The organism is Bowmanella yangjiangensis, from assembly GCF_018531185.1.
Lineage (GTDB): Bacteria > Pseudomonadota > Gammaproteobacteria > Enterobacterales > Alteromonadaceae > Bowmanella > Bowmanella yangjiangensis.
On sequence record NZ_JAHDJU010000001.1, the window covers coordinates 1,611,033 to 1,635,863 of the forward strand.

The 24,831-nt window shown below is 49.2% G+C and carries 16 protein-coding genes; 8 read left to right on the top strand and 8 right to left on the bottom strand.

Going from position 1 to position 24,831, the window contains the following annotated elements:
• Position 1 precedes the first annotated feature (1 nt).
• The 6 genes from KJY73_RS07230 to kduD are packed head-to-tail and all read right to left on the bottom strand — an operon-like array spanning position 2 to position 5,531.
• Positions 2–1,045 carry a UDP-glucose--hexose-1-phosphate uridylyltransferase gene (locus KJY73_RS07230; protein ID WP_214342078.1) on the bottom strand — a complete coding sequence of 348 codons (1,044 nt, stop codon included), beginning with the start codon at positions 1,043–1,045 and terminating at the stop codon, positions 2–4.
• Positions 1,046–1,069: 24 nt separating this feature from the next.
• Positions 1,070–2,365, bottom strand: coding sequence for a TRAP transporter large permease (locus tag KJY73_RS07235; protein WP_214342081.1), 1,296 nt, complete (start codon positions 2,363–2,365; stop codon positions 1,070–1,072).
• A gap of 1 nt (position 2,366) precedes the next feature.
• A complete protein-coding gene (locus KJY73_RS07240) occupies positions 2,367–2,849 on the bottom strand; it encodes a TRAP transporter small permease (protein WP_214342084.1) in 483 nt (160 codons plus the stop codon).
• Positions 2,850–2,851: 2 nt separating this feature from the next.
• Entirely contained in the window at positions 2,852–3,853 is a 1,002-nt protein-coding gene (locus tag KJY73_RS07245) for a TRAP transporter substrate-binding protein (RefSeq protein ID WP_214342087.1), read from the bottom strand.
• 26 nt (positions 3,854–3,879) lie between these two features.
• The gene (gene kduI / locus KJY73_RS07250; protein ID WP_214342089.1) at positions 3,880–4,722 is read right to left on the bottom strand and encodes a 5-dehydro-4-deoxy-D-glucuronate isomerase; all 843 of its coding nucleotides are present in this window, start codon (positions 4,720–4,722) and stop codon (positions 3,880–3,882) included.
• Between the two features lie 41 nt (positions 4,723–4,763).
• Positions 4,764–5,531, bottom strand: coding sequence for a 2-dehydro-3-deoxy-D-gluconate 5-dehydrogenase KduD (gene kduD, locus KJY73_RS07255; protein WP_214342092.1), 768 nt, complete (start codon positions 5,529–5,531; stop codon positions 4,764–4,766).
• Positions 5,532–5,659: 128 nt separating this feature from the next.
• Between kduD and KJY73_RS07260 the strand changes: the two genes are divergently transcribed.
• Entirely contained in the window at positions 5,660–6,673 is a 1,014-nt protein-coding gene (locus KJY73_RS07260; protein WP_214342095.1) for a sugar kinase, read from the top strand.
• A gap of 38 nt (positions 6,674–6,711) precedes the next feature.
• Here the strand turns inward: KJY73_RS07260 and KJY73_RS07265 are convergent, their stop codons facing one another.
• On the bottom strand, positions 6,712–8,058 hold the full coding sequence (locus KJY73_RS07265) for a sulfatase family protein (RefSeq protein WP_214342097.1): 1,347 nt from the start codon (positions 8,056–8,058) through the stop codon (positions 6,712–6,714).
• Positions 8,059–8,399: 341 nt separating this feature from the next.
• Here KJY73_RS07265 and KJY73_RS07270 point away from each other — a divergent pair, with 341 nt between their 5' ends.
• The 4 genes from KJY73_RS07270 to KJY73_RS07285 all read left to right on the top strand — a co-directional run bounded on the left by KJY73_RS07270 (position 8,400) and on the right by KJY73_RS07285 (position 15,262).
• Positions 8,400–11,207 (top strand): polysaccharide lyase family 8 super-sandwich domain-containing protein, encoded by a 2,808-nt coding sequence (locus KJY73_RS07270; protein WP_214342099.1) that lies wholly within the window; start codon positions 8,400–8,402, stop codon positions 11,205–11,207.
• Positions 11,208–11,257: 50 nt separating this feature from the next.
• Positions 11,258–11,833, top strand: a complete 576-nt coding sequence (locus tag KJY73_RS07275) for a hypothetical protein (RefSeq protein WP_214342101.1) — start codon at positions 11,258–11,260, stop codon at positions 11,831–11,833.
• 97 nt (positions 11,834–11,930) lie between these two features.
• Positions 11,931–14,012: a polysaccharide lyase 8 family protein gene (locus KJY73_RS07280; protein WP_214342103.1), complete on the top strand. Its 2,082-nt coding sequence runs from the start codon at positions 11,931–11,933 to the stop codon at positions 14,010–14,012.
• An 8-nt stretch (positions 14,013–14,020) separates the two neighbouring features.
• On the top strand, positions 14,021–15,262 hold the full coding sequence (locus KJY73_RS07285) for a DUF2264 domain-containing protein (protein WP_214342105.1): 1,242 nt from the start codon (positions 14,021–14,023) through the stop codon (positions 15,260–15,262).
• A gap of 497 nt (positions 15,263–15,759) precedes the next feature.
• Here KJY73_RS07285 and KJY73_RS07290 read toward each other — a convergent pair whose 3' ends face one another.
• A complete protein-coding gene (locus KJY73_RS07290) occupies positions 15,760–17,025 on the bottom strand; it encodes a DUF4861 family protein (RefSeq protein ID WP_214342107.1) in 1,266 nt (421 codons plus the stop codon).
• Positions 17,026–17,223: 198 nt separating this feature from the next.
• On the opposite strand from KJY73_RS07290, the gene KJY73_RS07295 reads away from it, so the two are divergent.
• The 3 genes from KJY73_RS07295 to KJY73_RS07305 all read left to right on the top strand — a co-directional run bounded on the left by KJY73_RS07295 (position 17,224) and on the right by KJY73_RS07305 (position 24,555).
• Positions 17,224–18,495, top strand: coding sequence for a glycoside hydrolase family 88/105 protein (locus KJY73_RS07295; protein WP_214342108.1), 1,272 nt, complete (start codon positions 17,224–17,226; stop codon positions 18,493–18,495).
• Entirely contained in the window at positions 18,492–21,611 is a 3,120-nt protein-coding gene (locus KJY73_RS07300; protein ID WP_214342110.1) for a glycoside hydrolase family 2 TIM barrel-domain containing protein, read from the top strand. Before KJY73_RS07295 ends, KJY73_RS07300 begins: the two co-directional genes overlap by 4 nt.
• Positions 21,612–21,756: 145 nt before the next feature.
• Complete coding sequence (locus tag KJY73_RS07305) at positions 21,757–24,555, top strand: TonB-dependent receptor (RefSeq protein ID WP_214342112.1); 2,799 nt, start codon at positions 21,757–21,759, stop codon at positions 24,553–24,555.
• Positions 24,556–24,831: the final 276 nt, after the last annotated feature.

Consider the following 24,831-nt stretch of genomic DNA (forward strand, 5'->3'; position numbering starts at 1 on the left):
GTCAGGCGCTCTTGTAGTGTACAGCAGATTGTTGACGAAGCAGGTCGGCGGCTTGCTCGGGCGTGATATCCCGCTGGCTTTCGCACAGCATTTCATAACCCACCATGAATTTTTTTATGCTGGCGCTGCGTAGCAATGGCGGATAGAAAATGGCATGCAGCAGCCAGTGTTGATGATCATTTTGGTTAAAGGGCGCACAGTGCCAGCCCATGGAGTAGGGGAAGCTACAGTTGAAAAGGTTGTCGTAGCGTATCGTTAGCTGTTTGAGAATATCTGCCAGTGCGGCCTTTTCCTCTTCCGTGAGCTCTGTCATTTGCGTGATGTGTCGACGCGGCAACACCAGGGTTTCGTATGGCCAGGCTGCCCAAAATGGCACCAAAGCCACCCAGTGAGGGTTATGCACGACGACGCGTTGCTCGGGTTGTGTCAGTTCCCGGTTTAAGTAATCCAGCAGCAGTACCTTTCCCTGTTCAATGAAATAGTCCTTTTGCAGTCTGTCTTTGGTGGCCACCAGGCTGGGTAAGTTGGCACTGGCCCATATCTGTCCGTGTGGATGCGGGTTGGAGCAACCGTTAATTGCCCCCTTATTTTCAAATATCTGAACCCACTGGTAGCGCGTTGAAAGGTCTCGGTACTGATTAATCCATTCCTCTATCACCAGCTTGATTTGTGGCAGAGGCAATTCCGGGAGGGTCAGGCTATGATCGGCGCTATAACAGACGACCCGGCTTTCCCCTTGTTCTGCATGTAGTTTAAACAGCGGATCATCGTTGTGATATTCAGGCGTATCGGCCTTCAATGCAGCAAAATCATTAGTGAACACAAAGGGACGTTGATAAACAGGGTTACGCTCGCCTGTCACTCGTAGGTTCCCAGGACACAAAAAACAGTCTTCGACATAAGCTGGCGCTGAAGTTGCTTCTGTTGGCTCTGTTTGACCCTGCCAGGGGCGTTTCGCCCGGTGAGGCGAAACCAATACATAATCTCCGGTCAGCGGGTTGTAGCGCCGGTGTGGATGGTCTGCAGCAGCAAAGTTGTCAGTCATGAGCGGATCCGTTGTTAAACAGTATTAGGAGATAAACAAAGCTGGCAAGCTTTCGCTTAGTGCCGGGAATAATGTGACCAGTGCCAAAACCACTAACATCACGGCATACAGTGGCAGCATGGGTTGAAGCATGGATTCGATACGGCACTTAGCAACACTGGCACCGACAAATAACACGGAACCCACGGGCGGTGTGCACAGGCCGATGGACAAGTTCATCACCATCATGATGCCAAAGTGCAAGTCGGAAATGCCTAACGACTGGGCTACCGGCAGAAATATTGGCGTGAAAATCAGGACTGCCGGAGTCATATCCATAAAGGTGCCGACTGCCAGCAGTAACAGGTTGATTAACAGCAGTAATACCCAGGGGTTGTCACTGAGGGCCAGTAACGCGGTGGTGATGGTTTGTGGAATTTGCTCGTAGGACAACAGCCAGGACATGGCAGAAGAAACCGCAATTAAAAACAGCACTATGGCGGTAATTTCCACCGCTTTGAGCAACAGATCGCCCAATTGCTGGAACTTAACTTCCCGATATACGCCCATGGCCAGCAGTAAAGAGTAAGCAACCGCAATGGCTCCGGCTTCGGTGGCCGTAAAGATGCCTGCGATGATGCCACCTATAACGATGACCACTAACATCAAGCTGGGAATGGCGGCCCAAATTGCCTGTATGGTTTGCGCCAGCGGCAAGCGCTGACCGCGTTGATAACCACGACGCGATGCGTAGAATCCAGCTACCAGCATTAGGCCTGCAGCCAGCAATAAACCTGGAATGTAGCCGGCCAGAAATAAGGCTGATACGGATACTCCGCCGCTGGCGATGGCATAGAGTATAAGAATATTACTGGGTGGAACCAGCATACCTGTAGTGGCACCAGTGACTGTTACCGCCGAGGCAAAGGCGCGGTCATAGCCCTTTTGCTCCATCTGCGGCACCATAAAACTGCCAATGGCACTGGTGGCGGCAACTGCCGAGCCGGAGATACTGCCGAATAATGTGCTGGAGAGGACGTTAACCATGGCCAATCCACCGGGTAAAGCGCCGACCAGGGCCAAGGCACAATCGATAAGACGCCTGGCAATACCGCCCTGACCCATAATCAAGCCGGACAAGACAAAGAATGGAATGGCCAGTAGTGCGAAACTGTCGAGTCCACCAACCATCCGCTGCGCCAAGGTGGTCACGGCAGGGATGAAATCCATGCTGAAAATCATGGTTATCAGGGTGGCCACACCAATAGCGACTGCGATGGGAACATTCATCAACAAGAGTAGAAAAAACAGTCCAGCCAGAACCAATGAGGTTAGTTCCATCTCAGTGCCTCCGGGAATCGATACAACGATGAATATGCGCTAACGCAGCAATGCTCATTAATAGCCCAGAAATGGGAAGCACTGCATAGATGTAAGCCATTTTGATGCCCAGTGCCGCCGAGCGTTGCACCGGATTCAGGGTCAGGTCGACCAGATTCAGGCCGCCCAGCAGCAACACACAACTGGCGAAGAACAGCCCGCATAGATGACCTAGCAATTTGGCGTGATATTGCTGAGTTGGCCTGAGCTTGTTAACCAAAAAGTCCATACCAATATGTGCGTTGGTCATGTAGGCATAGGTGGCACCTAATAGTCCGATCCAAATCAGCAGAAAACGGGCAATCTCTTCAGATACCGTACTGGGACTATTGAACAGGTAGCGACATAAGACCTGCCAGATTACGGTCAATACGATTGCAGCCAGCAGAGCGGCCAGTGTTTGGCCAAGCAGGCGCTGCGAGAGAAAGGCAAAACGCTCCAACATATTCACTCCTCTTGTCCGGTGTGGGTGGCCATCGCTTTGATTCGAGTAAGCAGGGTACCTGTTGGCGTGTTTTCAAAACGTTGATACATATGGGCAACTTTGGCCATAAATGGGCCTTTATCCACTTGTGTTACTCGGACACCAGCGGCTTTTACTTCCTCCAGTGCTTTGAGTTCAGCCTGGCGCCATAGGCGGCGCTGTTCTTTAGCGGCATCTTGGGTAGCTTGTAATAGCCAGAGACGTTGTTGCTCCGTGAGCTGATTAAAGGTGTGAGCGCTGGCGATCACTATATCCGGTATTGATGTATGCTCATTCAGATTGAAGTCTTTACAAAGCTCATAGTGTCCGGATGAGTAAAAGCTAGGTGGGTTGTTCTCCGCGCCGTCTACAACCCCTTGTTGCAATGCACCATATAGTTCAGCCCAGGACAGGGGCGTGGCTGCACCGCCCAGTGAGGTAACCAGTTTAACGGCCATAGGGCTGTTCATTACCCGGATTTTCTTGCCAGCTAGATCCTCGGGGCTGAGAATGGCGCCATGGCAGCTGTAAAAGCTGCGGCTACCGGCGTCCATAAAGGCCAGGCCCTTTAGCCGTGCAACAGACAGCGAGTCGAGCATCTGGGTGCCGATATCACTGTCCAGCACTTGCCAGCGATGCTCATAATTTTCAAATACATAAGGTAAGCCAAACAATTGCATTTGCGGCACAAAGGCTTCAAGGGTGGCGGCAGACACTTTTGTCATAGCTAGCGAGCCAATTTGCAGCAACTCCAGCATTTCACGCTCGCTGCCCAGTTGACCACTGGGGTAGATTTTCAACTGCATCTGGCCGTCAGAATATGCCGCTAGACGCTCACCTAAATACACCAGTGCCTGATGAACGGAATGTCGGGTGTCCAGGTTGTGTCCAACTCGCAGCACATGCTGTGAGGAGGATTCACTGCATGCGCCCAGCATCAAGGTGAAACATGCAGCAAAAATAATGCGGGTGAAGTTTGGCAACATAGTCTTTAGCTCTTGAATCTGGCGACTTACTTCAATTCGCTTGGACCATACTTGTCCATATCGCCGTAGTCCAGGTTTTCACCAGCCATACCCCAGACAAAGGAGTAATTTGAAGTACCCGCGCCGCAATGGATCGACCAGGCAGGCGATACAACTGCCTGATGGCTTTTCACCCATAGGTTGCGGGTCTGGTCCGGCTCTCCCATAAAATGGCTGACGGCATTGTCATCTGCCAGATCAAAATACAGGTAGGCTTCCATGCGTCTGTCGTGTTGGTGAGCGGGCATGGTATTCCACACGCTGCCTGGCTTAAGGCAGGTTACCCCCATTTGTAACTGGCAGGTCTCGACTACACCATGGATGATCAATTGATAAATGCTGCGCTCGTTAGAGGTTTCCTGTGCCCCCATTTCCAACACTGTGGCGTTTTCCCGACCAACTTTTTTGGTTGGATAGTTGGTATGAGCTGGGGCACTGTTAAAATAAAAGCAGGCCTGTTGACCTTGAGCACTGTTTTTAAATGCCACGGATTCCACACCGGCGCCAACATATAGTGCCTCTTTATTATCCAGTGCATAAATCTGGCCGTCGACCTCGACTTCACCAGGACCGCCCACATTAATGATTCCCAGCTCTCTGCGAGCCAGAAAGTAACTGGATTTCAGTGGATCGATAGTTTCCAGGGGAAGAATACGATCTACGGGCAAAGCCCCACCAATGATCATGCGTTCATAGTGGGTATAGACCATGTTGACCTGATCTTTCTTGAACAAGTCGTCAATAAGAAAATTTTCGCGTAATGCTTCGGTATCAAATCGCTTGGCTTCATTTGGACCGACTGCATGACGGCTGGTATATAGGGTACTCATAACTGCACTACCTGAGTTGTAAAGAAACGAAGAGGAAGAAATTATCGGGCAAGCCAGCCACCATCCACAGCCAGTACATGGCCATTGACGTAATTGCTTGCCGGAGATGCCAGAAATATGGCAGCGCCGATCAGTTGTTCTGGCTCACCCCAGCTACCAGCTGGAATACGTTTTTCAACTTCCTGATTGCGGACGGGATCATCCTGCAGGGCTTGTGTGTTGTCGGTACGAAAATAACCGGGGGCAATAGCATTAACTTGCACATTGGCAGACGCCCATTCATTGGCCAGCGCGCGAGTTACACCCACTACAGCATGCTTACTGGCAGTGTAGGCAGGCACTGTTATTCCGCCGGTATACGACAGCATGGAGGCGATATTAATGATCTTGCCATGTTTGGCTTCCACCATCTTACGGCCAAACTTCTGGCACAGCGCAAACAAGGCGTTGAGATTGACATCCATGACCTTGCTCCAGCTATCGTGCGGATAATCAACGGCTGGAGCCCGAGCAATGGTGCCTGCGTTGTTGAGTAATATATCCAAAGTGCCGCAGTAAGATTCCACCTGTTCCACCAAGGATGCCACGCCTTCCATGTTGCTCAGGTCAGCACAGACAGAAATGGCTGGCTGGCCCGCCGCCAAAATCTTGTCTCTGGTTTGATCTGCTCCGTTGTCGGATGAACTGTGGCAGATCACCCTGGCACCGGCGCTGGCTAACCCTATGGCCATTGCCTGGCCTAAACCGCGACTGGCGCCGGTTACCAAGGCAGTTTTACCTTCAAGCGAGAATAGCGTGCTGGCTTGCATGGTTATCCTTACGTTAGTTAAAAGAACAAATGTGTATTTGATGTTAAGATATCATCTTGTAAGTTATCATACAACTAATGGTTTTAGTCCAAGATAGTCTTGGGCGGTTCTGGATAATTGGGGAAATAATGGTGCACAAGACACGCTCAACATCTTTACACCGCGGTCATAAAGGGCAGGCTGTGTGTTTCTTTGGTGAGCCTTTACTTGAACTTACACACAATTCGGATGGTGTGTTTTCTACGCAGGTGGCCGGAGATGTATTTAATACCGCTGTTTATCTGAAAAGGCTTCAAACTCTGTCTGACAGGAAACTGAAGGCTGGCTTGCTGTGTAGTGTCGGCAATGATCAGATAAGTAACCTGTTGTTTGATGCTTGCCGGGTGCATGACATCGAAGCCGATTGGGTGTTGCGTGACCCGCTTCGTACTATAGGTCTGTACAGTATTGAGCTAGACAGAACTGGGGAGCGTAGCTTTGTATACTGGCGTCAAAACAGTGCTGCTCGGCATGTGTTTGTGAATGCCTGTGTTTCGATGGCTGAGAAGCTGGCTGCAGAATATGGTTATTTCTACTTGTCGGGTATCAGTCTTGCGATAACTGAGGACAGTGTCAGAGATAGAATGTGGGCGTTTTTACACAGATTGAAAGCACTGGGTGTGCAGATTGTATTTGACAGTAACTACCGAGCCTCTTTATGGCCGGATGTGCACCAAGCAAGGCGTGAATTTATCAACGCTTTGCAGATTGCTGATCTCGTGTTTGCCGGGGTTGAAGATTGCCAACCCTTATTTAGTTTCACCGTTGGCTGTTCAAGCGCTCTGGTACAGACACTATCTGCCTATACTCGCTCGGAACTGATTATCAAAAATGGCGGGGCTGCGGTGTTGTATAGAGGCATACAGGGAGAGTTAACAGTGTCCATTGAACCGGTCTCACAAATTGTCGATACCACAGCAGCTGGTGATTCATTCAACAGCGGCTTTTTGTTTGGTTGGTTGGGAGGCATGTCGATTGAGGATTGTGTTGGTTTGGGCGCTTCGACTGCGGCAGTGGTGATTCAGCATCCTGGTGCCATCATTGACCATGGTACTTTCAATCAGGCCATGTCGGACATCTTCAACTTCTTGTCAATTAGCTAAAAGCTGGCCCATGTGGCCAGCTACATTATTTACTCTGCTTAGCGCTTGTTTCCGTTCCAGCTACTCAAATGAGGGAAGGGAGGGGACGTGAGATGTTGCCGCCAGCCTTCAATTTGTTTAGCCAGAGCCGCACGTATATCAGGGTGCTGCGCTTTGAGATCCTGTCTTTCTGGGTTTTCTTGGGTCATATCAAACAAGTAATTTCGACCATTATAATTCTCAACATACTTCCAGTTTTTCATGCGCACTGCATACCAACCACTCCGATAATCCCGCCAGAATAAGGGGCGTTCCGGGGCGGTTCCGTCAAGTTGAGCGAGCATGTCCTGGCCATCCAGCGGCTGATGGGTAATAGCGCCGCTATGGGTGACAAGCGTAGCGGCAATATCCAAAGAGATAACCGGTTGGTGATGAAGAGTATTGGCCGCAATCCGGTCCGGCCAGCGAACCGCAAGAGGCACATGGATACCTCCCTCATAAGGTTCCGATTTAAAGCCGCGTAATGGCGTATTGCGTGAAGCGTTATAGGCTGAGCCGCCGTTATCCGACATAAATACCACTATGGTGTTGTCGGTTAGTCCCTGATTGTCCAGCGTGTTAAGAATACGGCCAACCCCGTCATCTACGGCGCTGACCATAGCTGCATAAATTCTGCGTCGTTCGTCTTTGATATGTGTAAAGCGGTCAAGGTACTTCTTTGTGGCCTGCAAAGGGCGGTGTGGGGCGTTGTAAGCAACGTAAAGTAGAAAGGGGTTGTGTTGTTCGCGCTGGATAAATTCCACTGCCTTTGTTGATAGTTCATCGGTCAGATAGTCTTGGATATTCACTTTCTGCTGGTTCTCGATGATTCGGGTCAGATACCAGTCATAGCCGTGCTGGCTGTCAGCGATGTCCTCTACGACCAATTCATCCGGCAGGTAACGATGCCCGCCGGACAAGAAACCCCAGAAGTAATCAAAGCCGCGATTGTTTGGGTGCTGGTCAGGGTGGTTACCCATGTGCCATTTACCCAGAATGCCGGTGTGATAACCCATTGGCTTTACCAGCTCAGCCAGGTTTTTTTCAGAAAATGGCAGTCCGGCAATGGGGTCTGAAGGGTCGTTCGTCGGGTTAACACTAAAACCAAATCGTCCCTGATAGCGACCGGTTAATAATCCCGCACGGCTGGGGCCACATACCGGGTGGGTGACATAGGCTTGGGTAAAACGTGCCCCCTCTGCTGCTATACGGTCAATATTGGGGGTTGGGATTTGGCTGTTGCCATTAAACCCAACATCGGCGTAGCCATGATCATCCGTGACGATAAGGACCATATTAGGCGGTTTAGGTGTAGCTTGTGCAACAGCACTTATGCAGCATAGCGAAAGTAACAGCATCTTTATCATCAATAGCTCCCTGGATAATGCCAGGTCAGATATAGAACCTGGTATCATGAATTTACACATATTGGTAAGATATCATATAAGATGCTGTGTTAATAATAATTAACTTTTTCGGTCTTCAAAAATATCACCTAAAAATTATTAAGTAACTGAAATGTAATGTTTATTCTTCTATCTCTCAAGCCGGTTATAGTGAGTTTGCTCTGAATTGTAAAATAATTGTAAGATGTATGATGACATGATAGGTTAATTATTGGACGATGTGGTGTCGGTGCAATCGACTTTCGTCTCATCCACTAAACCAATTAGATGAACGCGTTAGCATTCATCTTCAGGAGTCACTCATGCAAGATTTTTTGATAAGGACTCGGCACCGGCTAATCGGCTGGGTGCTTTGCCTGAGCGTTTATTTACTGATGGTGCTACCGTCAGGTGTGCTCGCCCAAGCCAGTGAAATTGATTTATTAAAACAACGTATTACGCCAGATTTTGTTGCTGACCAGCAGCGTCGTGCTTTGGCCAGAGGTACAAATTTATCGCAACTGGCTGATACCTTGATTAATAGTCAGCAAGCTGATGGAAGTTGGAGCGACATTCACTATCAGACCAATACGACTCTTGCAGGTTGGTCTTCGTCTACTCACCTAGACAACGTTTTAATCTTGAGCGCAGCTTATTATGATTCCGGTCGCCAGGTCATGGCGGATGCGGCCAATAGTGCACTTTCCTATTGGTATCAGAATCAGGCTAAACCAGAAAACAGTTGGTGGTGGCGTGAGATTGGCATCCAATTAAGGTACGGTCCGGCTTCTCTACTGTTGGGGAGTCAGCTCACAGCTGAAAATAAGTCCGCTATTCTAGCTGATCTTCCAACATCCCCCTACAGAACCGGGGCAAATCGCACCGATATATCTAAAGCCGTCATTTGGGGCGGATTACTGGACAACGACAGTGCCAGGGTTGCGGCAGGATTAAGTGGCATTGCCGAAACTATTGTGGTGACGACAGCAGAAGGTGTTCAACCGGATTACTCTTTTCATCAACACGGCCCGCTGCTACACAACGCGTCCTATGGCAAAGTATTTTTCAATACCGCGGTGTACTGGGCTTATCAGGTTAGGGATTTGTCCTGGGCCTTCAGTCCCGAACAAAACAAAGTGCTAAGTGCCTACTTTCTGGATGGTGATCGCTGGATGACCCGGGGTTTTCGGATCGATTACAGTACCGGTGGACGCAGTATCGCCCGAGAAGCTGGCTCAATTAACACGCTGGCGCAATATGCGGATTATGTTGCCGCTATCGATCCCAGTCGCGCCTCTGAGGCTAACGCTTTTGCCGCTCACGCTCTGGGCGGTCCAGTGGGATTAGACGGTATTCGTCATTACTGGCGCTCGGATTATAGTGTGATGCAGCGCGACAAGTTTCAATTTACCTTACATATGCATTCCAACCGGGTACGGCCAACAGAAGCCGGCAATGGCGAAAATATGCTGGGTAAGTGGTTGGGGTATGGTAATACCTTTCTGCGCATGAGCGGAGATGAATACCACAATATTTTCCCCGTCTGGAACTGGGCGCGATTGCCAGGTATCACCGCCCCTGAAATTGAAGGGCCGGGCTTATCCTGGGGAGCATCCTATCAGGCAACCAGTTTTGTCGGCGGTGTGACCGACGGGCAGGTGGCAGCCAGTGTGATGGATATCAACCACAATGGTCTGCAAGCTAAAAAAGCCTGGTTTATGTTTAATGACGAGATTGTCGCGCTGGGCGCCGGCATCAGCTATAGCGGCAGTGAATATGTGAATACTACAGTTGAACAAAGCTTGCTTAACGGCCCGGTTACGGTGGATGGTGTGGTACAGCCTGTGGGGGCGCGCGAACTGGTGAATGCTCAGTGGGTTCACCACAATCAGGTCGGCTACCTGTTTTTACAAAATTGGTACGGCCACCAATACAATCAGGACCAATCTGGCAGTTGGGCAAGAATCAATACCAACCTGTCTGCTGATCCTGTTACTGCCGGTGTATTTCAGCTACGTATCGGTCATAGCTGGAACCCGCTGAATCGCGATTATGCCTATGTGCTCTATCCTGGACGCAGTGCTTCGGAAACCCAGCTCTATGCCAGTAATCCGGCCGTACACTTGCTTGAAAACTCAGCTCAAATTCAGGCTGTGACGCACGATGGACTGGGCAAGACAGGCGTTATTTTCCATCAGGCTGGACGCTTGGTTGTCAATGCAAATCTAGCCGTCTCGGTAGATAAGCCCGCCGCCTTGTTGTTGGATTTAACCGGCGTTGAGCCGGTAATCAGCCTCAGCACGCCAGGTGCGGGCGGTGTGTCGGTGAATGTGAGGTTGGAGCAAAACGGCACAAGTTTGCAACAGACGGTGGTAAGCCCCAGTGGAGCCAGTGAACTGGGTAAAACCCTGACCTTTACGTTCAACGGTAGCCCTCCGCCCAGCACGGTAGTACTTAATCCAGTTGCTGATGCCTTTGTACGCGGCGGTCAATACCAGGACACCAACTATGGTAGTACCACCTACATGCCATTGAAAAACGTGGCACCTGATTATGACCGTAAAGCTTATGTGAAGTGGGACTTGGGTGGACTTAGCACCAATCAGGTAGCACAAGCCGTGCTGCGAATCGCTATTGTGAATATCACCAACAATGATAGCCAAGTTGCGGTCGAAGGTACTGCCGACAATTGGCTGGAAAGCAGCCTGACCTGGCGTAATGCGCCAGTAGGCGACACACCTGTGGCATCCACATCTGTCAGCATTGGTAATACGCATATGGAAGTGGATGTGACCGACTATATCAACCAGCAGTTACTCGGTGACGGGGTAGTCAGTCTGTTGCTTCGCCCGATCAGTGTTAATCACTATGTGGCTTTTGCCAGTAAAGAACGGGGTGACCCCGCTGAACTGATTATTACCATGCCCAGCGTAGCACCACTGCAATGCGACACCAATGGTGACGCTCAAGTGGATACTAACGACATCCGCAGCCTTGCTTCTCAGCAAAATCGCACTGGAACCTCACAAGACTCGCACCTGGATATCAATCAGGATGGGCAGATTGGTCTTGCTGATGCGAGATTGTGTTCTGCCCAATGTACTTATTCACGCTGCGCAATACAGCAATAACCTCGCAAGGCGCAGCATTCACCGAAGCTGCGCCTGCAAAGGAGTAAAAGATGAAAACCATACTGGCTTTGATGCTACTTTTCTGTTCGCAGGCGCAAGGCGCCATGTTGTGGTTACAACAAACCGCTGTTGACGGAGACCAACTTAGTGTCGATTTGATGATTGGTGAATTGAATGATGCAGCCGGTCAACGACTGAGCGGGTTCGATCTGGATGTGGCATTTGATAGCTCAGTGCTGTCCTTGTTGTCGTTCAGCTATACCTCAATGTTGGGAGAGGTGAACATCGATGCATTGCCTGGGCTGGATGGGGAAAACCAGCCCGGCGTATTGTCATTGTCATTGGTATCACTGTTCTGGGCGGACCTGTCGGTACAAACTCGTTCGTTTGCGTTGGCAAGCTTGGTGTTTGATATCAGTGCATTGCCAACGGCAAGCAGTACCTGGCTCAACATAGGTAGTGTCAGAGAACTACTGGATCAAGACAGTCAGTTATTTCAGCCAGAAACTGTGACTAATCTGGCAGTAACGGCAGTATCAGAACCAGCCAGCACGGTATTGTTCATGTTGGCAAGTGCATTTTTGTTAGTTCGTCTGCGTCAATCTTGTATTCATCCGGTTAAATAAGTAAATATCTTGTAAGATATCATACAAGATGATATTTATTTGGGCTCCAACACATGAAAGTGTTGGGGCCTTGTTGTTTTGTTACGGGAAGTTATCTATGCGTTTATTTACCCAAGGCGCCTATCGTCGCGCGCTGCTTATTACCTTGTTATTGAGTGCCAACCAGCAGGCTTTGGCCGATAGCGATTTGCAACGATTGGAAACGCGAGTGCTAGGGGACTTCCTGCCCAGCATTAAGGCAAAGGCGCCAGAGCATGAAATTTTCGTTCAGGCTAGCAAGTGGTTATCTGAACAAGGGTTTGACGGCTCTTGGGCTGATATTGATTATCGCGATACCCGGCGTGCCGGATGGCCACCCATTCAGCACCTCCAGCGATTGACTTTCATGACAAAGGCTCATGCCTTATCTGGTGAACAGCGCTATCTGGATGCCAGCCTCCGTGCGTTGGATTATTGGTTTAAGGTTAAGCCAACCAGCACCAACTGGTGGTGGGCGAGTATCGGCATTCCTTTGCAACTTGGGCCGATAGGCTTATTACTCGACGGCAAGTTACCGGATACGCTCAAGCAGCAGATTCTCGCCAGTTTACCCCCACATAGCATTTTGGAAGTACCGGCCAATACACCAAAACACGCTGGGGCTAATCGTACGGACATTGCCAAGGCCGTGTTACATGCAGGGCTGATGACCGATGACGAGTCTGCTATTGAATTAGCGCTGGACGCCATTGAAGAAACCATTGCCGTCACTGAAGGGGAAGGGATTCAGCAGGACTTTTCCTTTCATCAGCATGGCCCGCTTTTGCACAATGGCTCTTATGGCAAGGTATTTATGCACACCGCCCTTTATTGGGCTTATCAGGTCCGCGACTTAAAGTGGGCCTTTGCCACCGACAAAGTGAATATTCTCAGCGCTTACATTCTTGACGGCGATCGCTGGATGACGCGCGGTGATACTATTGATTACTCCACAATGGGGCGGGCTATTTCCAGACCCAATTCCAATTTTGGCGCAGTCAGTCAGGCTGCTCGTTACTTGGCGGAGTTGGATCCCAATCGCAGACAGGACGCTCAAGCCTTTGCTGATTATCTCGCAGGTGGCCCCGTAGGGTTGGATGGTGTTCGTCACTATTGGCGTTCTGACTATTCCGTAGTGCAGCGTCCTGCCTACCAGTTTACCGTGCATATGCATTCTACCCGGGTAAGACCAACTGAAACGGGTAACGGTGAGAACCTGAAAGGAAAATGGCTAGGGTTTGGTAACACTTTTTTACGCCTGAGCGGCGATGAATACAAAGGCATTTTTCCGGTTTGGAACTGGGCGCGGCTGCCTGGCGTAACCGCACCGGACATTGAAGCACCAGGGTTATCCTGGGGTAAGAAATACCCTGCCTCTGACTTTGTCGGTGGCCTGAGTAACGGCAATAACGGCGTTGCTGTGATGCAGCTGAATCAGGAAGGCCTAAAGGCTAACAAAGCCTGGTTTATGTTTAACGCTGAAATCGTAGCGCTGGGGGCGGATATTGCCTACGAAGGCAGCGAACCTGTGCTGACTACCGTAGAGCAGAATCTTTTGCATGGTCAGGTAACCGCGGATGGTCAGGTACTGGCGTCAGGAAGATACAGCCTGAACCACGCTTCCTGGGTGCATCATAATCAAACCGGCTATCTTTTCCCCAAAGGCGCCTCGGGTAATTTGGAACTGCTGCCTAAAGTAGGGAACTGGTATCAAATAAACAACAACGCTAGCAAAACGATGCAACGTCATGAGATTTTTGAACTGACCTTAAGTCATCAGCAGCAAAATCACTACGCCTATGTTCTTTATCCTGGCAAATCCGCCGAACAAACCTCAGCTTATGCGCAAGCGATGCCCATTACCATTCTCGCCAATACTGCTGATCAGCAGGCAATCTGGCATAAAACTCAACATCAGTTGCAGGCGGTATTCTATCAGCCAGGTAGCGTGAACTTACCTGATGGTGTGGAAGTTAATGTCGACACAACCTGTGTGCTGCTGCTGGATAAGGCTGCAAATAAGGTATACCTGTCGACGCCGGGGACCGCAGCACAGGTCAAGGTAACGATAAGCAACAAAGGTCATAAGCAAAGCGTAACGCTTTCCACTCCAAAGGATACGGCGCTGTTGGGCAGCACTGTCGCAACTTCAATTAAATAGGGAACCCCATGATGAAAATAACCATCTCTGGTGCACTTCTTGCTGTAGCGCTAGTGCTTGGCAGTTTCGCCGCGAGCGCAAAAGACGCAAGACAGATATGGGTTGATAACCTGATCAGCACCGCCGACCCGGTATTGAGTGCACTGAGTCAGCAGCAACTGAAGATGCGCCTACCCCGCCAGCAGGGACCTTTCGAAGAGGGATACGGCGATCGCAGCAAGTTTGCGCCTCTGGAAGCCTTCGGCAGGTTAATGGCGGGTTTGGCACCTTGGTTGGAACTGGGGTCCGATGATAGTAAAGAAGGTCAGCTTAGGCAGAAATATCTAAATCTGGCCCTCGCCTCGGTACACAATGCCGTGGATCCTGCATCTGCAGACTACATGAATTTTGATTTTTTTAATCAACCTCTGGTGGACAGTGCCTATTTAGCCCAAAGCTTCCTGCGCGCACCGAATCAGCTTTGGGGCAACCTGCCTGAGGAAGATAAACAGCGCGTTATCAAGGCGATGCGTAAGGTCAGCCAGATTGTTGATACGCCATACAGCAACTGGCTGCTGTTTGGGGCCATGGTTGAGGCATTTTTACTGGAAACCACCGGCCAGGCGCAGATTGCCCGCATTGAATTCGGCGTGATAAAACATCTTGAGTGGTATGCCGGTGACGGTGTGTACTCCGATGGTCCCAATTTGCATCACGATTACTACAATTCATACGTCATCCAGCCCATGTTGGTGGATATTCTGGTGGTGTTGAAAAAGCATGGTCACTCGTTGGGTAAACACTACGATAAGGTGCTGGCTCGCTCCAGTCGCTATGCTGAAGTACTTGAACGTCAGATTTCCCCAGAAGGCACGTATCCTGTCATTGGGCGCTCTGCCATTTATCGGTTCGGGGCTTTTCAGACATTAGGTCAAATGGCGCTATTTGACAGTCTGCCGGCGTCTTTGCAACCGGGTCAGGTTCGTGCGGCTATGCAAGCTGTTATGCAGCGCTTCCACGTGAAATCGCCGGTGTCTAGCTTTGACGATAAAGGATGGTTAAAAATCGGCGTAATAGGGGAGCAAATTGACATGGCAGAACCATACATATCGAGCGGCAGTTTGTATATGCATGCGCTAGGTTTTCTGCCTTTGGGTCTAAATGCCGATCACCCCTTTTGGACGCAGCCTGCCGGCCCCTGGACCCAGCAGCAAATTTGGCAGGGCCAGCCTCAGGTGATGCGTGATCATGCCTACAAAGACAAGCCTTGAGCTTGTCCCTTGATGTCGGTTGGGAGGTGCTTATTGCACTCCCTGGCGGCATCAACTTGCAGGTGTAAGATAGGCAAAGCCCATTCTGTTTACAGCTGTTCATACGATACGCAGAGAGTTTGGTATGTGTCTGCTTGAGGTCGAAGATGATGAGCGCATCGTATTCACCTTTCATCTGCAAGCTCCTACAACTGACTATTTATAGATGTGCGAGTACTATTCATGGCTGGTACTTTGGTGTTCAGACAGTTTTGCTAGATACCTTGTCTGTTGGGCCATCACTGCGAAGATATTACTGAATTGCAGAGAATCAGCATTGTGGCGGGTCTAGATGACTTTTACGCCTAGTCTATCAATATAAATACTTGGTTAGGAATATTGAGTGTAGCCAGCCTGAGTACGTGAAGAATGGGAGAAGCCGTTGTGTTATTGAGTGGCAACGATTTGTCGCACGCCATTGGCTGGCCTTCCTTGCCGGGCCAATAGCGTGGTAATGATTACTCGGGTAGGCTGATTTGGATAGGGTGGTTTAATCGCTGCAGTTGGCCATCTAACCACTGCCTATATTCAGCTTTAGAGCTGATGCCAGATACATCCTGCTGCCAGACTGCAGCAAACCCGTAGCTTACCCTTTGCAGATTAGGTTTAAACCTAACGAAGTAATTGTGACTATCTTCCATAACGGTTAACACATCTGCGGTTTGATAGAATACCGCCATGCCTAAGGCGTCTTTTGCTTCGCTTTGCTGGGTACCAAAGCTGGCCAGATACGCCCAGCTATTCTGTGCGTCCGCAGAAACTAACTTTTCTGTATTGGGGTGCTTCACCAACCCCGTGACAAACTCAACCGGTGCGCCGTCTGCCGAAGCGTCATGCCATGTCAGTCTGCTACCGGCATAAATACCGTAACGGCTTGTCTGATGAAAGGGCTGTTGCTGATAAGTGGCGCCAAGATGTCTCACTTGGCTGTTCGCGTACAAAGGGCCGTCCTGAACTATCGAGGCGTCAATCACTCGGGCGCTATCTACGCGCTTGACTTGTCCATCATGATAAAAGCCTATTCCGCCGATTCCCAATGAAGGCCCAACTTTTAGTACATCCATACCCCAATCATTCAACTGATGGTAGTTAGTACCCGGTTGACCTACTTCCTCAAGTACCATCTCTGGCCGTTTTTTGCCGAATATGTCGGTGGTATTGCGCTGGTCCAAATACAAGCGGTAACCCACGTATTCAGACTCCCAGCCAAGTCCTTCAAATTTGTATAGCAGATCACCCACAGTATGATCTTCTGGCACTATTGTCTTACGGGTGCTGACAAAGTCGCCCCCTTGATAAATGCCATCTTGCTTATCTGCACCATATTTTTTAGCCAGTTCAGCATTGACTCGTTTGGACAGCACCATTTTAACTTTTCCCTGAGAAAGGGTTAGGTGTTTGCTTTCATTAGCTGAGAAATCTGCTAAGGCTAGCAACTGGTCAACTTGCCCATCTGCATCTGTATCAATCCACTGTTGAGGTAAAGTTTGCCCATTGTTAATCAGCACCCATTGTTTGGGCTGAGCTAAACCGAGTTTTTCGGTAAGAAAATCTACAGAAAGTGCTATCTGCCCATCAGGTCGCTCTACAGGCAATGGATTTGTTGCTGTCAGTTCTATTTTGTCTTGCTGCGGCGGTTGCGAATTCTGACAACCCGCCAGCAAAGCCGTTACACCGATCAATAATAAGGGGGCGTGCAGGTCTCGGGAAAATGTCTGTTTCATCCTATCCTCTTCAAATCTGAGCGTGATTGCATGGCAAAAATACGTTACCAGCGAACTAAGTTAGTTATTAATATCATGTAAGATGTCATATTACACCTTTCGTAAGTATTATCCTTTCGATAACATTTGATTAATATAGCAATCTATTTCGTTTACTTGTATGATATCTTATAAATGGCGTGACAGATAGAGGAACTCATGCAGCGCACAACAATGAAAAAGCTCAGCTTACTTGGTGCAGCAATGCTTTTGCTAAGTGGCAATTTACAGGCTCAAAGCATACAGAAGCTTTCATCCGACATGGATAAGCAGGATGTATATGAAGCAATGCGGCACGTGGCAGACTGGCAATGGCAGCAATACGATGCAGAAAAAAATGAGTTTACCGGCTATGAGGAAGGCGCGCATATGGATCCGAGCTCGGGAGACAGTCATCCTCAGGGCTGGGTTTATGCCGCATTACATGTTGGCATGACACGCTGGGCGGAGCTGGCGGACAATCAGGGTGATGCCAGCTACTACCAAAAATTGGCTTACGTTGCTAAACGCAATCAGTATCTATTTGCTCCCCGGATCTATAACGCCGATGACTATGCCATAGGCCAACTCTATTTGGATCTGTATGAACAGTACGGTGATGAAAAGATGATCACTCCGCTTAAGGTTATTTTCGATCAGATTTTGCTCAACCCTCCTACTGTGGGTCTGACATTCGATTGGGTTGAGACGCGCTCAACGAATACAGGAAAAAAGGTCAATGATTGGTTTGGCACCCGGGGATTCCACCATACCCCTTGCAAGAATCGCTGGTGCTGGGCTGACGCACTCTTTATGGGACCGCCGGTGTGGATTCATTTAGCACGGATAACAGGGGATAAACGCTATCTTGATTTTGCTGATCAGGAATTTTGGGCAACTGTGGACTTACTCTGGGATAAAGACGACCACCTGTTTTTCCGCGATTCACGCTTCTTCGACAAGCGTGAAAAAAATGGTGAGAAAGTAATTTGGGCCAGAGGCGTGGGCTGGGTTGCCGCAGGCTTAGCGCGAATTCTGGAACAGCTTCCCGCCGACCATGCCAGTCGCGATAAATACGAAGATATTTTCCGCAAAATGATGACTCGTCTGGCTGATGCACAACAGAGCGATGGGTTTTGGCGCCCATCGGTATTGGCACCAGAGTCGCAGCCATATCAGGAAAGCAGTGGTACCGCTTTACTCGCCTACGCTTATGCATCAGGCATTCGCCATGGTGTTTTAGATAAAAAGACCTTTACTCCGGTATTGAAAAAGTCCTGGAAAGCATTAGTCGGTGCTGTTCAGTCCGATGGCAAGCTAGGCTGGGTCCAGCAAATTGCCGCCAAACCTGACTCTGTAGACGCTGAAGACACGCAGATGTATGCGGTTGGCGCGTTTCTGCTGACCGGCAGTGAGCTGTATCAACTGCTAGATAAAGAGATGATTAAATGATGAATAAGAGAAATGTCGCTCTGACACTGTTGTTGGCGTTAATTGGTCAGGCACAGGCTGACGGGCAAAGCGTTCAGCATGACTGGGAAAATCAGCACATTGTTGCTATCAATAAGCTGAAGCCTCGTGCTAGTTTTTTCCCTTATACCAATGGTGAGGCTGCTCTGCATACACCTCAGCAGGCGGAAAACTATCTTAATCTGAATGGCATCTGGCAGTTCCGCTACGTAGAAAATCTTGCTCAGAGCCAGGCCCTGGGTGAGTTTTATCAGCCTGATTTTGAAGATAAAAATTGGGATAGTATAAAGGTGCCGTCAAATTGGGAAGTGCAGGGATTTGGTACGCCAATCTATCTGAATATTCCCATGCCATTTGAAAAAAATCCGCCGTTTATTCAGCAGCATCATAACCCAATTGGCCACTATCGCCGCGACTTTATTCTTCCTGCTGATTGGCAGGAAAAACAGATCTATATCCATTTCGGTGCGGTGAAATCAGCCTTCTACATCTGGGTTAACGGTAAAAAGGTAGGGTATAGCCAGGGCAGTAAAACCCCGGCGGAATTCGACCTGACACCTTATGTTCAGTCTGGTACTAACCAAATCGCGTTGCAGGTATTTCGCTGGAGTGATGGCAGTTATCTGGAAGACCAGGACTACTGGCGGATGTCTGGCATAACCCGCGATGTGTACCTGTATTCCACACCGAATGTCCGCATCCGTGACTACTTTGCTCAAGCTGATCTAAGTGACGACTATAAACAGGGTGAATTGGTACTGGATGTTGATTTACGTAACAAAACCCAGGATCTGGTTGAAGGTAAGGTGCTGGCCAGGTTGGAAGACGCTGCTGGCAAGCTGGTGTGGGAACAGGAGCAAGCCTACAGTGAGCGCGGCACCGATAGTCGTCTGCACTTTTCCACCAAGGTGGCTAACGTCAAGCAGTGGTCTGCTGAGATACCCAATTTATATAGCCTGACACTGACATTAAAAGATCGCAAAGGTCACACACAGCAAGTGGTTAAGCGTGATATTGGGTTTCGTAGTGTCGAGATAAAAAATGCTCAGTTGCTGGTGAATGGCAAACCTGTGCTGATCAAAGGGGTTAATCGCCACGAGCATGATCCAGATACCGGCCAGACCGTCAGTCGTGAAAGCATGCTAAAAGATATTCAACTGTTTAAGCAGTTCAATATCAATGCGGTGCGATTGGCCCATTACCCTAATGATCCATACTTCTATGAGCTGTGTGATCGCTATGGCATCTATGTAATCGATGAAGCCAATATTGAGTCTCACGCCTTCTATTACGGCTTATCGAAAGGCGAAAGTTTAGGGAATAACCCGGACTGGAATCATGCCCACATGGAGCGGATTAAAGCCATGGTGGAGCGAGATAAGAATCATCCCTCTGTGATTACCTGGTCACTGGGCAATGAAGGGGGCAATGGCTACAACTTTTATACGGCATTTGACTGGGTAAAAGCGCGCGACCCGCAGCGTCCGGTGCAATATGAAAGGGCTATTTTTGAGTGGAATACGGAAATGTATGTGCCACAGTACCCGCGACCTATTGATTTAAAAAACTATGCAGAATCTGACGCTGACCGACCGATGATCATGAGCGAGTATGCACATGCTATGGGCAATAGCGTCGGCAATTTTAAAGATTTTTGGGATCATATTAGGGTTTACCCCAAATTACAGGGTGGGTATATCTGGGATTGGGTTGACCAAGGGTTGCGCAAGCAGGATGCCCAGGGTAACAGCTTCTTTGCCTATGGCGGTGACTACGGACCTCCTGGGACCCCTTCGGACGGCAACTTTCTGGCTAATGGACTGGTGCTGCCAGACCGCACGCCCAACCCGGCGTTATTTGAAGTGAAGAAGGTCCATCAACCTGTTCAGTTCAATGCAGTGAATTTAGCCAAAGGCCAGTTTGAACTGTTTAATGAACACTTCTTTTCCAATCTTGGCAGTTACGCCCTTGATTGGCAGCTAATGCAGGATGGCAAGGTATTAAAAGAAGGCAAAATAGATAAATTAAGCGTCGGCCCACAGCAATCGATGAAATTCAGTATCCCGGTTAGCAAAGCCCCGGATAGCGAGTTTGATACCTTCGTCAATATACAAGTGCGAACCAAAGAGGCGCTGCCGCTGCTGGAGAAAGGTCACTTAGTTGCTGAAGAGCAATTTATGTTACCGGCTACCCAGTCGGCAAAAACCATGGCTGCCACCGCACCCTTGCAGATATTTGACACTGAAAGAGTGATTACAGTCGCTGGTGAGGGCTTCGAGGTCCGTTTTAACAAATATCGAGGCCGCTTAACCGGATTGAATTACCACGGTCAGGAGATCATTCGACGTGCGCCAAAAGCCAATTTCTGGCGTGCCCCCAATGACAATGATTTCGGTGCCGGCATGCAGGACAAACTGTACGTATGGAAAGCTGCCAGTGAACGCCAAACACTTGAAAGTGTAGAGGTTGAGCGGTTATCTGACTCCCAGGTTCTGTTTAAAACACGCTTTACTGTGCCAGATGTTAAAGGGCAACTTGCCATAGATTATCTGGTCGACAGCCTGGGCCGCGTATCCGTGGATTATCAATTCAACTCTGAATTGGATGAAATGCCACGGATCCCCCGAGTAGGACTGAACCTCGAGGTTGATGGCGCCTTATCACAGGCCAGTTGGTTTGGTCGTGGACCCCATGAAAATTATATCGACAGGCAATACGCTGCCCATGTTGGACTGTATCAGTCGTCGGTTGCCGGATTATTCCACCCTTATGTCAGGCCGCAGGAGAATGGCAATCGTACCGATGTACGTTATCTGGAGCTGGTCAATGCCAGCGGTGTGGGGGTCAGAATTAGTGGCGAACCTACATTTGATTTCAGTGCGCTGAATTACCGTATAAGCGACCTGGATCCAGGTATTGAGCGGCTGAACCACCACTCAGGTACCTTGCAACCCAGAGATATTGTCAGCCTCAATCTGGATTATGGGCAAACCGGGGTCGGCGGGGTAGATAGCTGGCAAACCCCAACGTTGGACGAGTACAGTCTGACAGACAGCGATTATCAGTACAAACTGGTTATCAGCCCGGTAGAACAGTAGGAAATTAAGAAGCGATCTTACCTCGGTGAGATCGCTTTTTTCATGGGATTAGCACAACCCTAGTTGTCATATAAGAAGATGTGATACGTAAGATGACTTGAGTTGTGTCAATAAAATTCCGTTATTAGTCGCAGGAGAAAATGAGATGCAACACAAACTTACACTTGGCAAGCTGGGCGTTGCCATAAATCTGGCACTTATCAGTTCTTTCGCTCAGGCACAGGAAGAAGCTGTCGATCCGCAAATTGAGCGCGTCGAGGTTAAAGGAATCCGCGCCAGTCTGGTCAATTCCATGAACGAAAAGCGTTTTGCTGATGCCATTTTGGACGGTATATCCGCTGAAGACATCGGCAAATTCCCAGACACCAACCTGGCTGAGTCATTACAGCGTATAACCGGGGTGTCAATCAGCCGCAGTGGAGGTGAGGGGCGCTATGTAAGCATTCGCGGTTTGGGTCCGTCATTTAGCACCACTATTGTTAATGGTCGAGAAATCGCAACGGATAACGGCAGTCGCTCTTTCAGTTTTGATACCGTGGCATCAGAGCTGGTGAGGAAGGTGAATGTATATAAGACTTCAAATGCTAATTTGATAGAAGGGGGGATAGGTGGTCTGGTGGATATTCGCACCGCCAAGCCATTTGACTTTGATAAGCCAACCATTGCCGGCAATGTAAAAGGTGTTCTGGAAGAGAATAGTGGCAAATATACGCCGAATGGTTCGTTGTTTGTCACAGATAAGTTTCTGGATGGCCGACTTGGTCTGCTCGGCTCCATGACATATCAGGAGCGAGAGTCTGAAAACTACGGAGTTAGTGCTGTAATGCGTTACTTCACCAGTGTGCCGCTGCGTGAACACGGCAGACCGACGGTGATGAAAGACGAAACCTTGACCAATGTTTACCGCCCGCAGCAGTTGTACCGCAATTATAATCAGACGTCCCGTAAACGACTAGGAGCAAACTTTGCCGCGCAGTATCAGGTGAATGACGATCTTACCCTGACACTAGATGGCATTTATTCAAAGCTCGACGTCAATACCTTGGGACAGCGCTCGGATAACTGGTTCTGGGCACTGGAAAGTGCAGAGGTGATCGATCACGGCAATGATCTTCGTACCATAGGTAAGTTTGTGCATGCCGACGGCTATTCAGGATACGGATTTCGCAGTTCGGATAACTACCGTCCTTCAACAACGGCAATGTTGGGTTTGAATGCCCAATGGCAACTGACGGATGCGCTGCGTTTAAATGCTGATGTGGCCATTTCAAAAGCCAAAAATGATGACAAGGGCCTAAATAGCGTTCAGATTGTGGAAATGGTCAGCCGCGCCGGTTACGAGGTGGACTTTACTGTTGGTGATTATCCCTCGCTTATCCCGCGTGACCCAGACTCGGTTGCCATCAATGAGGCTAATATCGCCAAACTGCAGCCTCGTGGTCAGAGCCGCTCGGGTTCTTATTACGAGGGTAACAATGAGCAGGCGAGGTTAGATTTCACCTACGAGTTCGACATGGACAATTTGGTGAGAGCCAACTTTGGTGCGCACTATGTCAAAAAAGACAAAATTAACGAGCAATATGGCACGCCGACCAATTTGAACGGCTATGACCTAAACAAGGTGTATCAGCATTATGGCCAGAATGTACAGCTTACGTCCGAGCAGATAAGCGTTGTTACGCCGGGCAATTTATTCCCTGACACTCAACAATTATCAGCTGATCACTATGTGGTTAACAGCCAGGCTCTGTGGGATTTACTGGAAAACCCGGCGACTATTGATTTACTGACTGACCCGAAGAAATCCGACGCAGAAAACCTTCTTATGCGTGAGGCGATCAAGCAGGCTGTTGCGGAAAATGGTGGGTGGACAGCGCAAAAACGACTGGATGCATTCACCATTGAAGAGAAAATTCTGTCGCTATACGCGGACTTCTTCTTTAAAGGTGAAGTTGCAGGCATGGACTGGAATTTGACAACAGGGATGAGGTACTCAGATACCGATCAGAATTCTATCGGTCTGATTACTGACCTGGCTGAGCTGGTGCAGCAAGACGACAAGGATAACCTAACCAAAATATATGCAGACAGTGCCAGTGCTGATGGGGCAACTAACGCCTATGACAACTGGCTGCCCTCGGCTAACTTCACATTGAAGCTTAAGGATGACCTGATCTTCAGAACTGCGTATTCCAAAACCTTGACGCGCCCTGGTTTAACTTCACTGGCACCTTCAATGAGTTTTGGCTACACCACAATTACCCACCGTTATGCGTCAGGGAAAAACCCGAGGCTGACGCCTTACAGTTCAAGCAACTACGACGTATCTTTGGCTTGGTATTACGCACCGTCCAGCATGATGTCTATCGCTGCCTATCGTAAAGATGTTGAGGATTTCATCATCACTACAACGGCGACCGAAGTGTTTGATATCAAAGTAACAGGTGTGGCTGCTAACGACAGTTGGAAAGAGTTCGAGGTGACGCGTCCCCGTAATGGTGAGGATGCCACCATCGAAGGGCTGGAAATGAACCTGACACATAGTTTCGATAGCGGCTTTGGTTTAACCATTAACTACACCACAGTAGATTCTGATGCTAAACCTGACCTGACTACACGCGAGACTTCTTTTGCCCTGACTGGCCTGAGCGATACCTTTAACTTCGTCGCCTTCTATGACAAAGGTCCATGGCAGGCGCGAGTAGCCTATAACTGGCGCGATAAGTATCTGAGTGGGATTGGTACAGAGCCAGTTTTTGTCAAAGCCTATGCGCAGGTAGACGCTCGCGTTAGCTACGAAGTGAATGACAATCTAAGCGTGTTCGCAGAAGCGGTAAACTTAAATGGAGAAACCAACCACAGCTACGGTCGCTTTGAAACGCACTTCTTGTCCTATTCTGACTATGGCCCGCGCTATGCCGCAGGTATGAACTTTAAGTTCTAAATGGTGGGATAAAGTGGCTCTCCTGGGGGCCACTTTTGCACGCTAAACATAACGATTTGCCCCAATCTACTCTAAGTTGGGGCTTTCTTGAATGAAATGGTGCAACCAATAGTTGTATCCGCTGCCATCATGGTAAAAGTAGTTAGATCCCCATCGACTCTCTTAACCTTCTCCTGTTTGACTAGCGATTGCTGCTGTTTTAAGGCCTTGACGCCTCCATACTCTCAGCGCATCCACCTCCCACATGTAAGATAACTGATGTCATTTTGTTGGTGC

Excerpts from the sequence above, each read along its gene's own strand:
- KJY73_RS07230 (WP_214342078.1), bottom strand. The coding sequence starts at position 1,045 with ATGACTGACAACTTTGCTGCTGCAGACCATCCACACCGGCGCTACAAC.
- KJY73_RS07235 (WP_214342081.1), bottom strand. The coding sequence starts at position 2,365 with ATGGAACTAACCTCATTGGTTCTGGCTGGACTGTTTTTTCTACTCTTG.
- KJY73_RS07240 (WP_214342084.1), bottom strand. The coding sequence starts at position 2,849 with ATGTTGGAGCGTTTTGCCTTTCTCTCGCAGCGCCTGCTTGGCCAAACA.
- KJY73_RS07245 (WP_214342087.1), bottom strand. The coding sequence starts at position 3,853 with ATGTTGCCAAACTTCACCCGCATTATTTTTGCTGCATGTTTCACCTTG.
- kduI (WP_214342089.1), bottom strand. The coding sequence starts at position 4,722 with ATGAGTACCCTATATACCAGCCGTCATGCAGTCGGTCCAAATGAAGCC.
- kduD (WP_214342092.1), bottom strand. The coding sequence starts at position 5,531 with ATGCAAGCCAGCACGCTATTCTCGCTTGAAGGTAAAACTGCCTTGGTA.
- KJY73_RS07260 (WP_214342095.1), top strand. The coding sequence starts at position 5,660 with ATGGTGCACAAGACACGCTCAACATCTTTACACCGCGGTCATAAAGGG.
- KJY73_RS07265 (WP_214342097.1), bottom strand. The coding sequence starts at position 8,058 with ATGATAAAGATGCTGTTACTTTCGCTATGCTGCATAAGTGCTGTTGCA.
- KJY73_RS07270 (WP_214342099.1), top strand. The coding sequence starts at position 8,400 with ATGCAAGATTTTTTGATAAGGACTCGGCACCGGCTAATCGGCTGGGTG.
- KJY73_RS07275 (WP_214342101.1), top strand. The coding sequence starts at position 11,258 with ATGAAAACCATACTGGCTTTGATGCTACTTTTCTGTTCGCAGGCGCAA.
- KJY73_RS07280 (WP_214342103.1), top strand. The coding sequence starts at position 11,931 with ATGCGTTTATTTACCCAAGGCGCCTATCGTCGCGCGCTGCTTATTACC.
- KJY73_RS07285 (WP_214342105.1), top strand. The coding sequence starts at position 14,021 with ATGATGAAAATAACCATCTCTGGTGCACTTCTTGCTGTAGCGCTAGTG.
- KJY73_RS07290 (WP_214342107.1), bottom strand. The coding sequence starts at position 17,025 with ATGAAACAGACATTTTCCCGAGACCTGCACGCCCCCTTATTATTGATC.
- KJY73_RS07295 (WP_214342108.1), top strand. The coding sequence starts at position 17,224 with ATGCAGCGCACAACAATGAAAAAGCTCAGCTTACTTGGTGCAGCAATG.
- KJY73_RS07300 (WP_214342110.1), top strand. The coding sequence starts at position 18,492 with ATGATGAATAAGAGAAATGTCGCTCTGACACTGTTGTTGGCGTTAATT.
- KJY73_RS07305 (WP_214342112.1), top strand. The coding sequence starts at position 21,757 with ATGCAACACAAACTTACACTTGGCAAGCTGGGCGTTGCCATAAATCTG.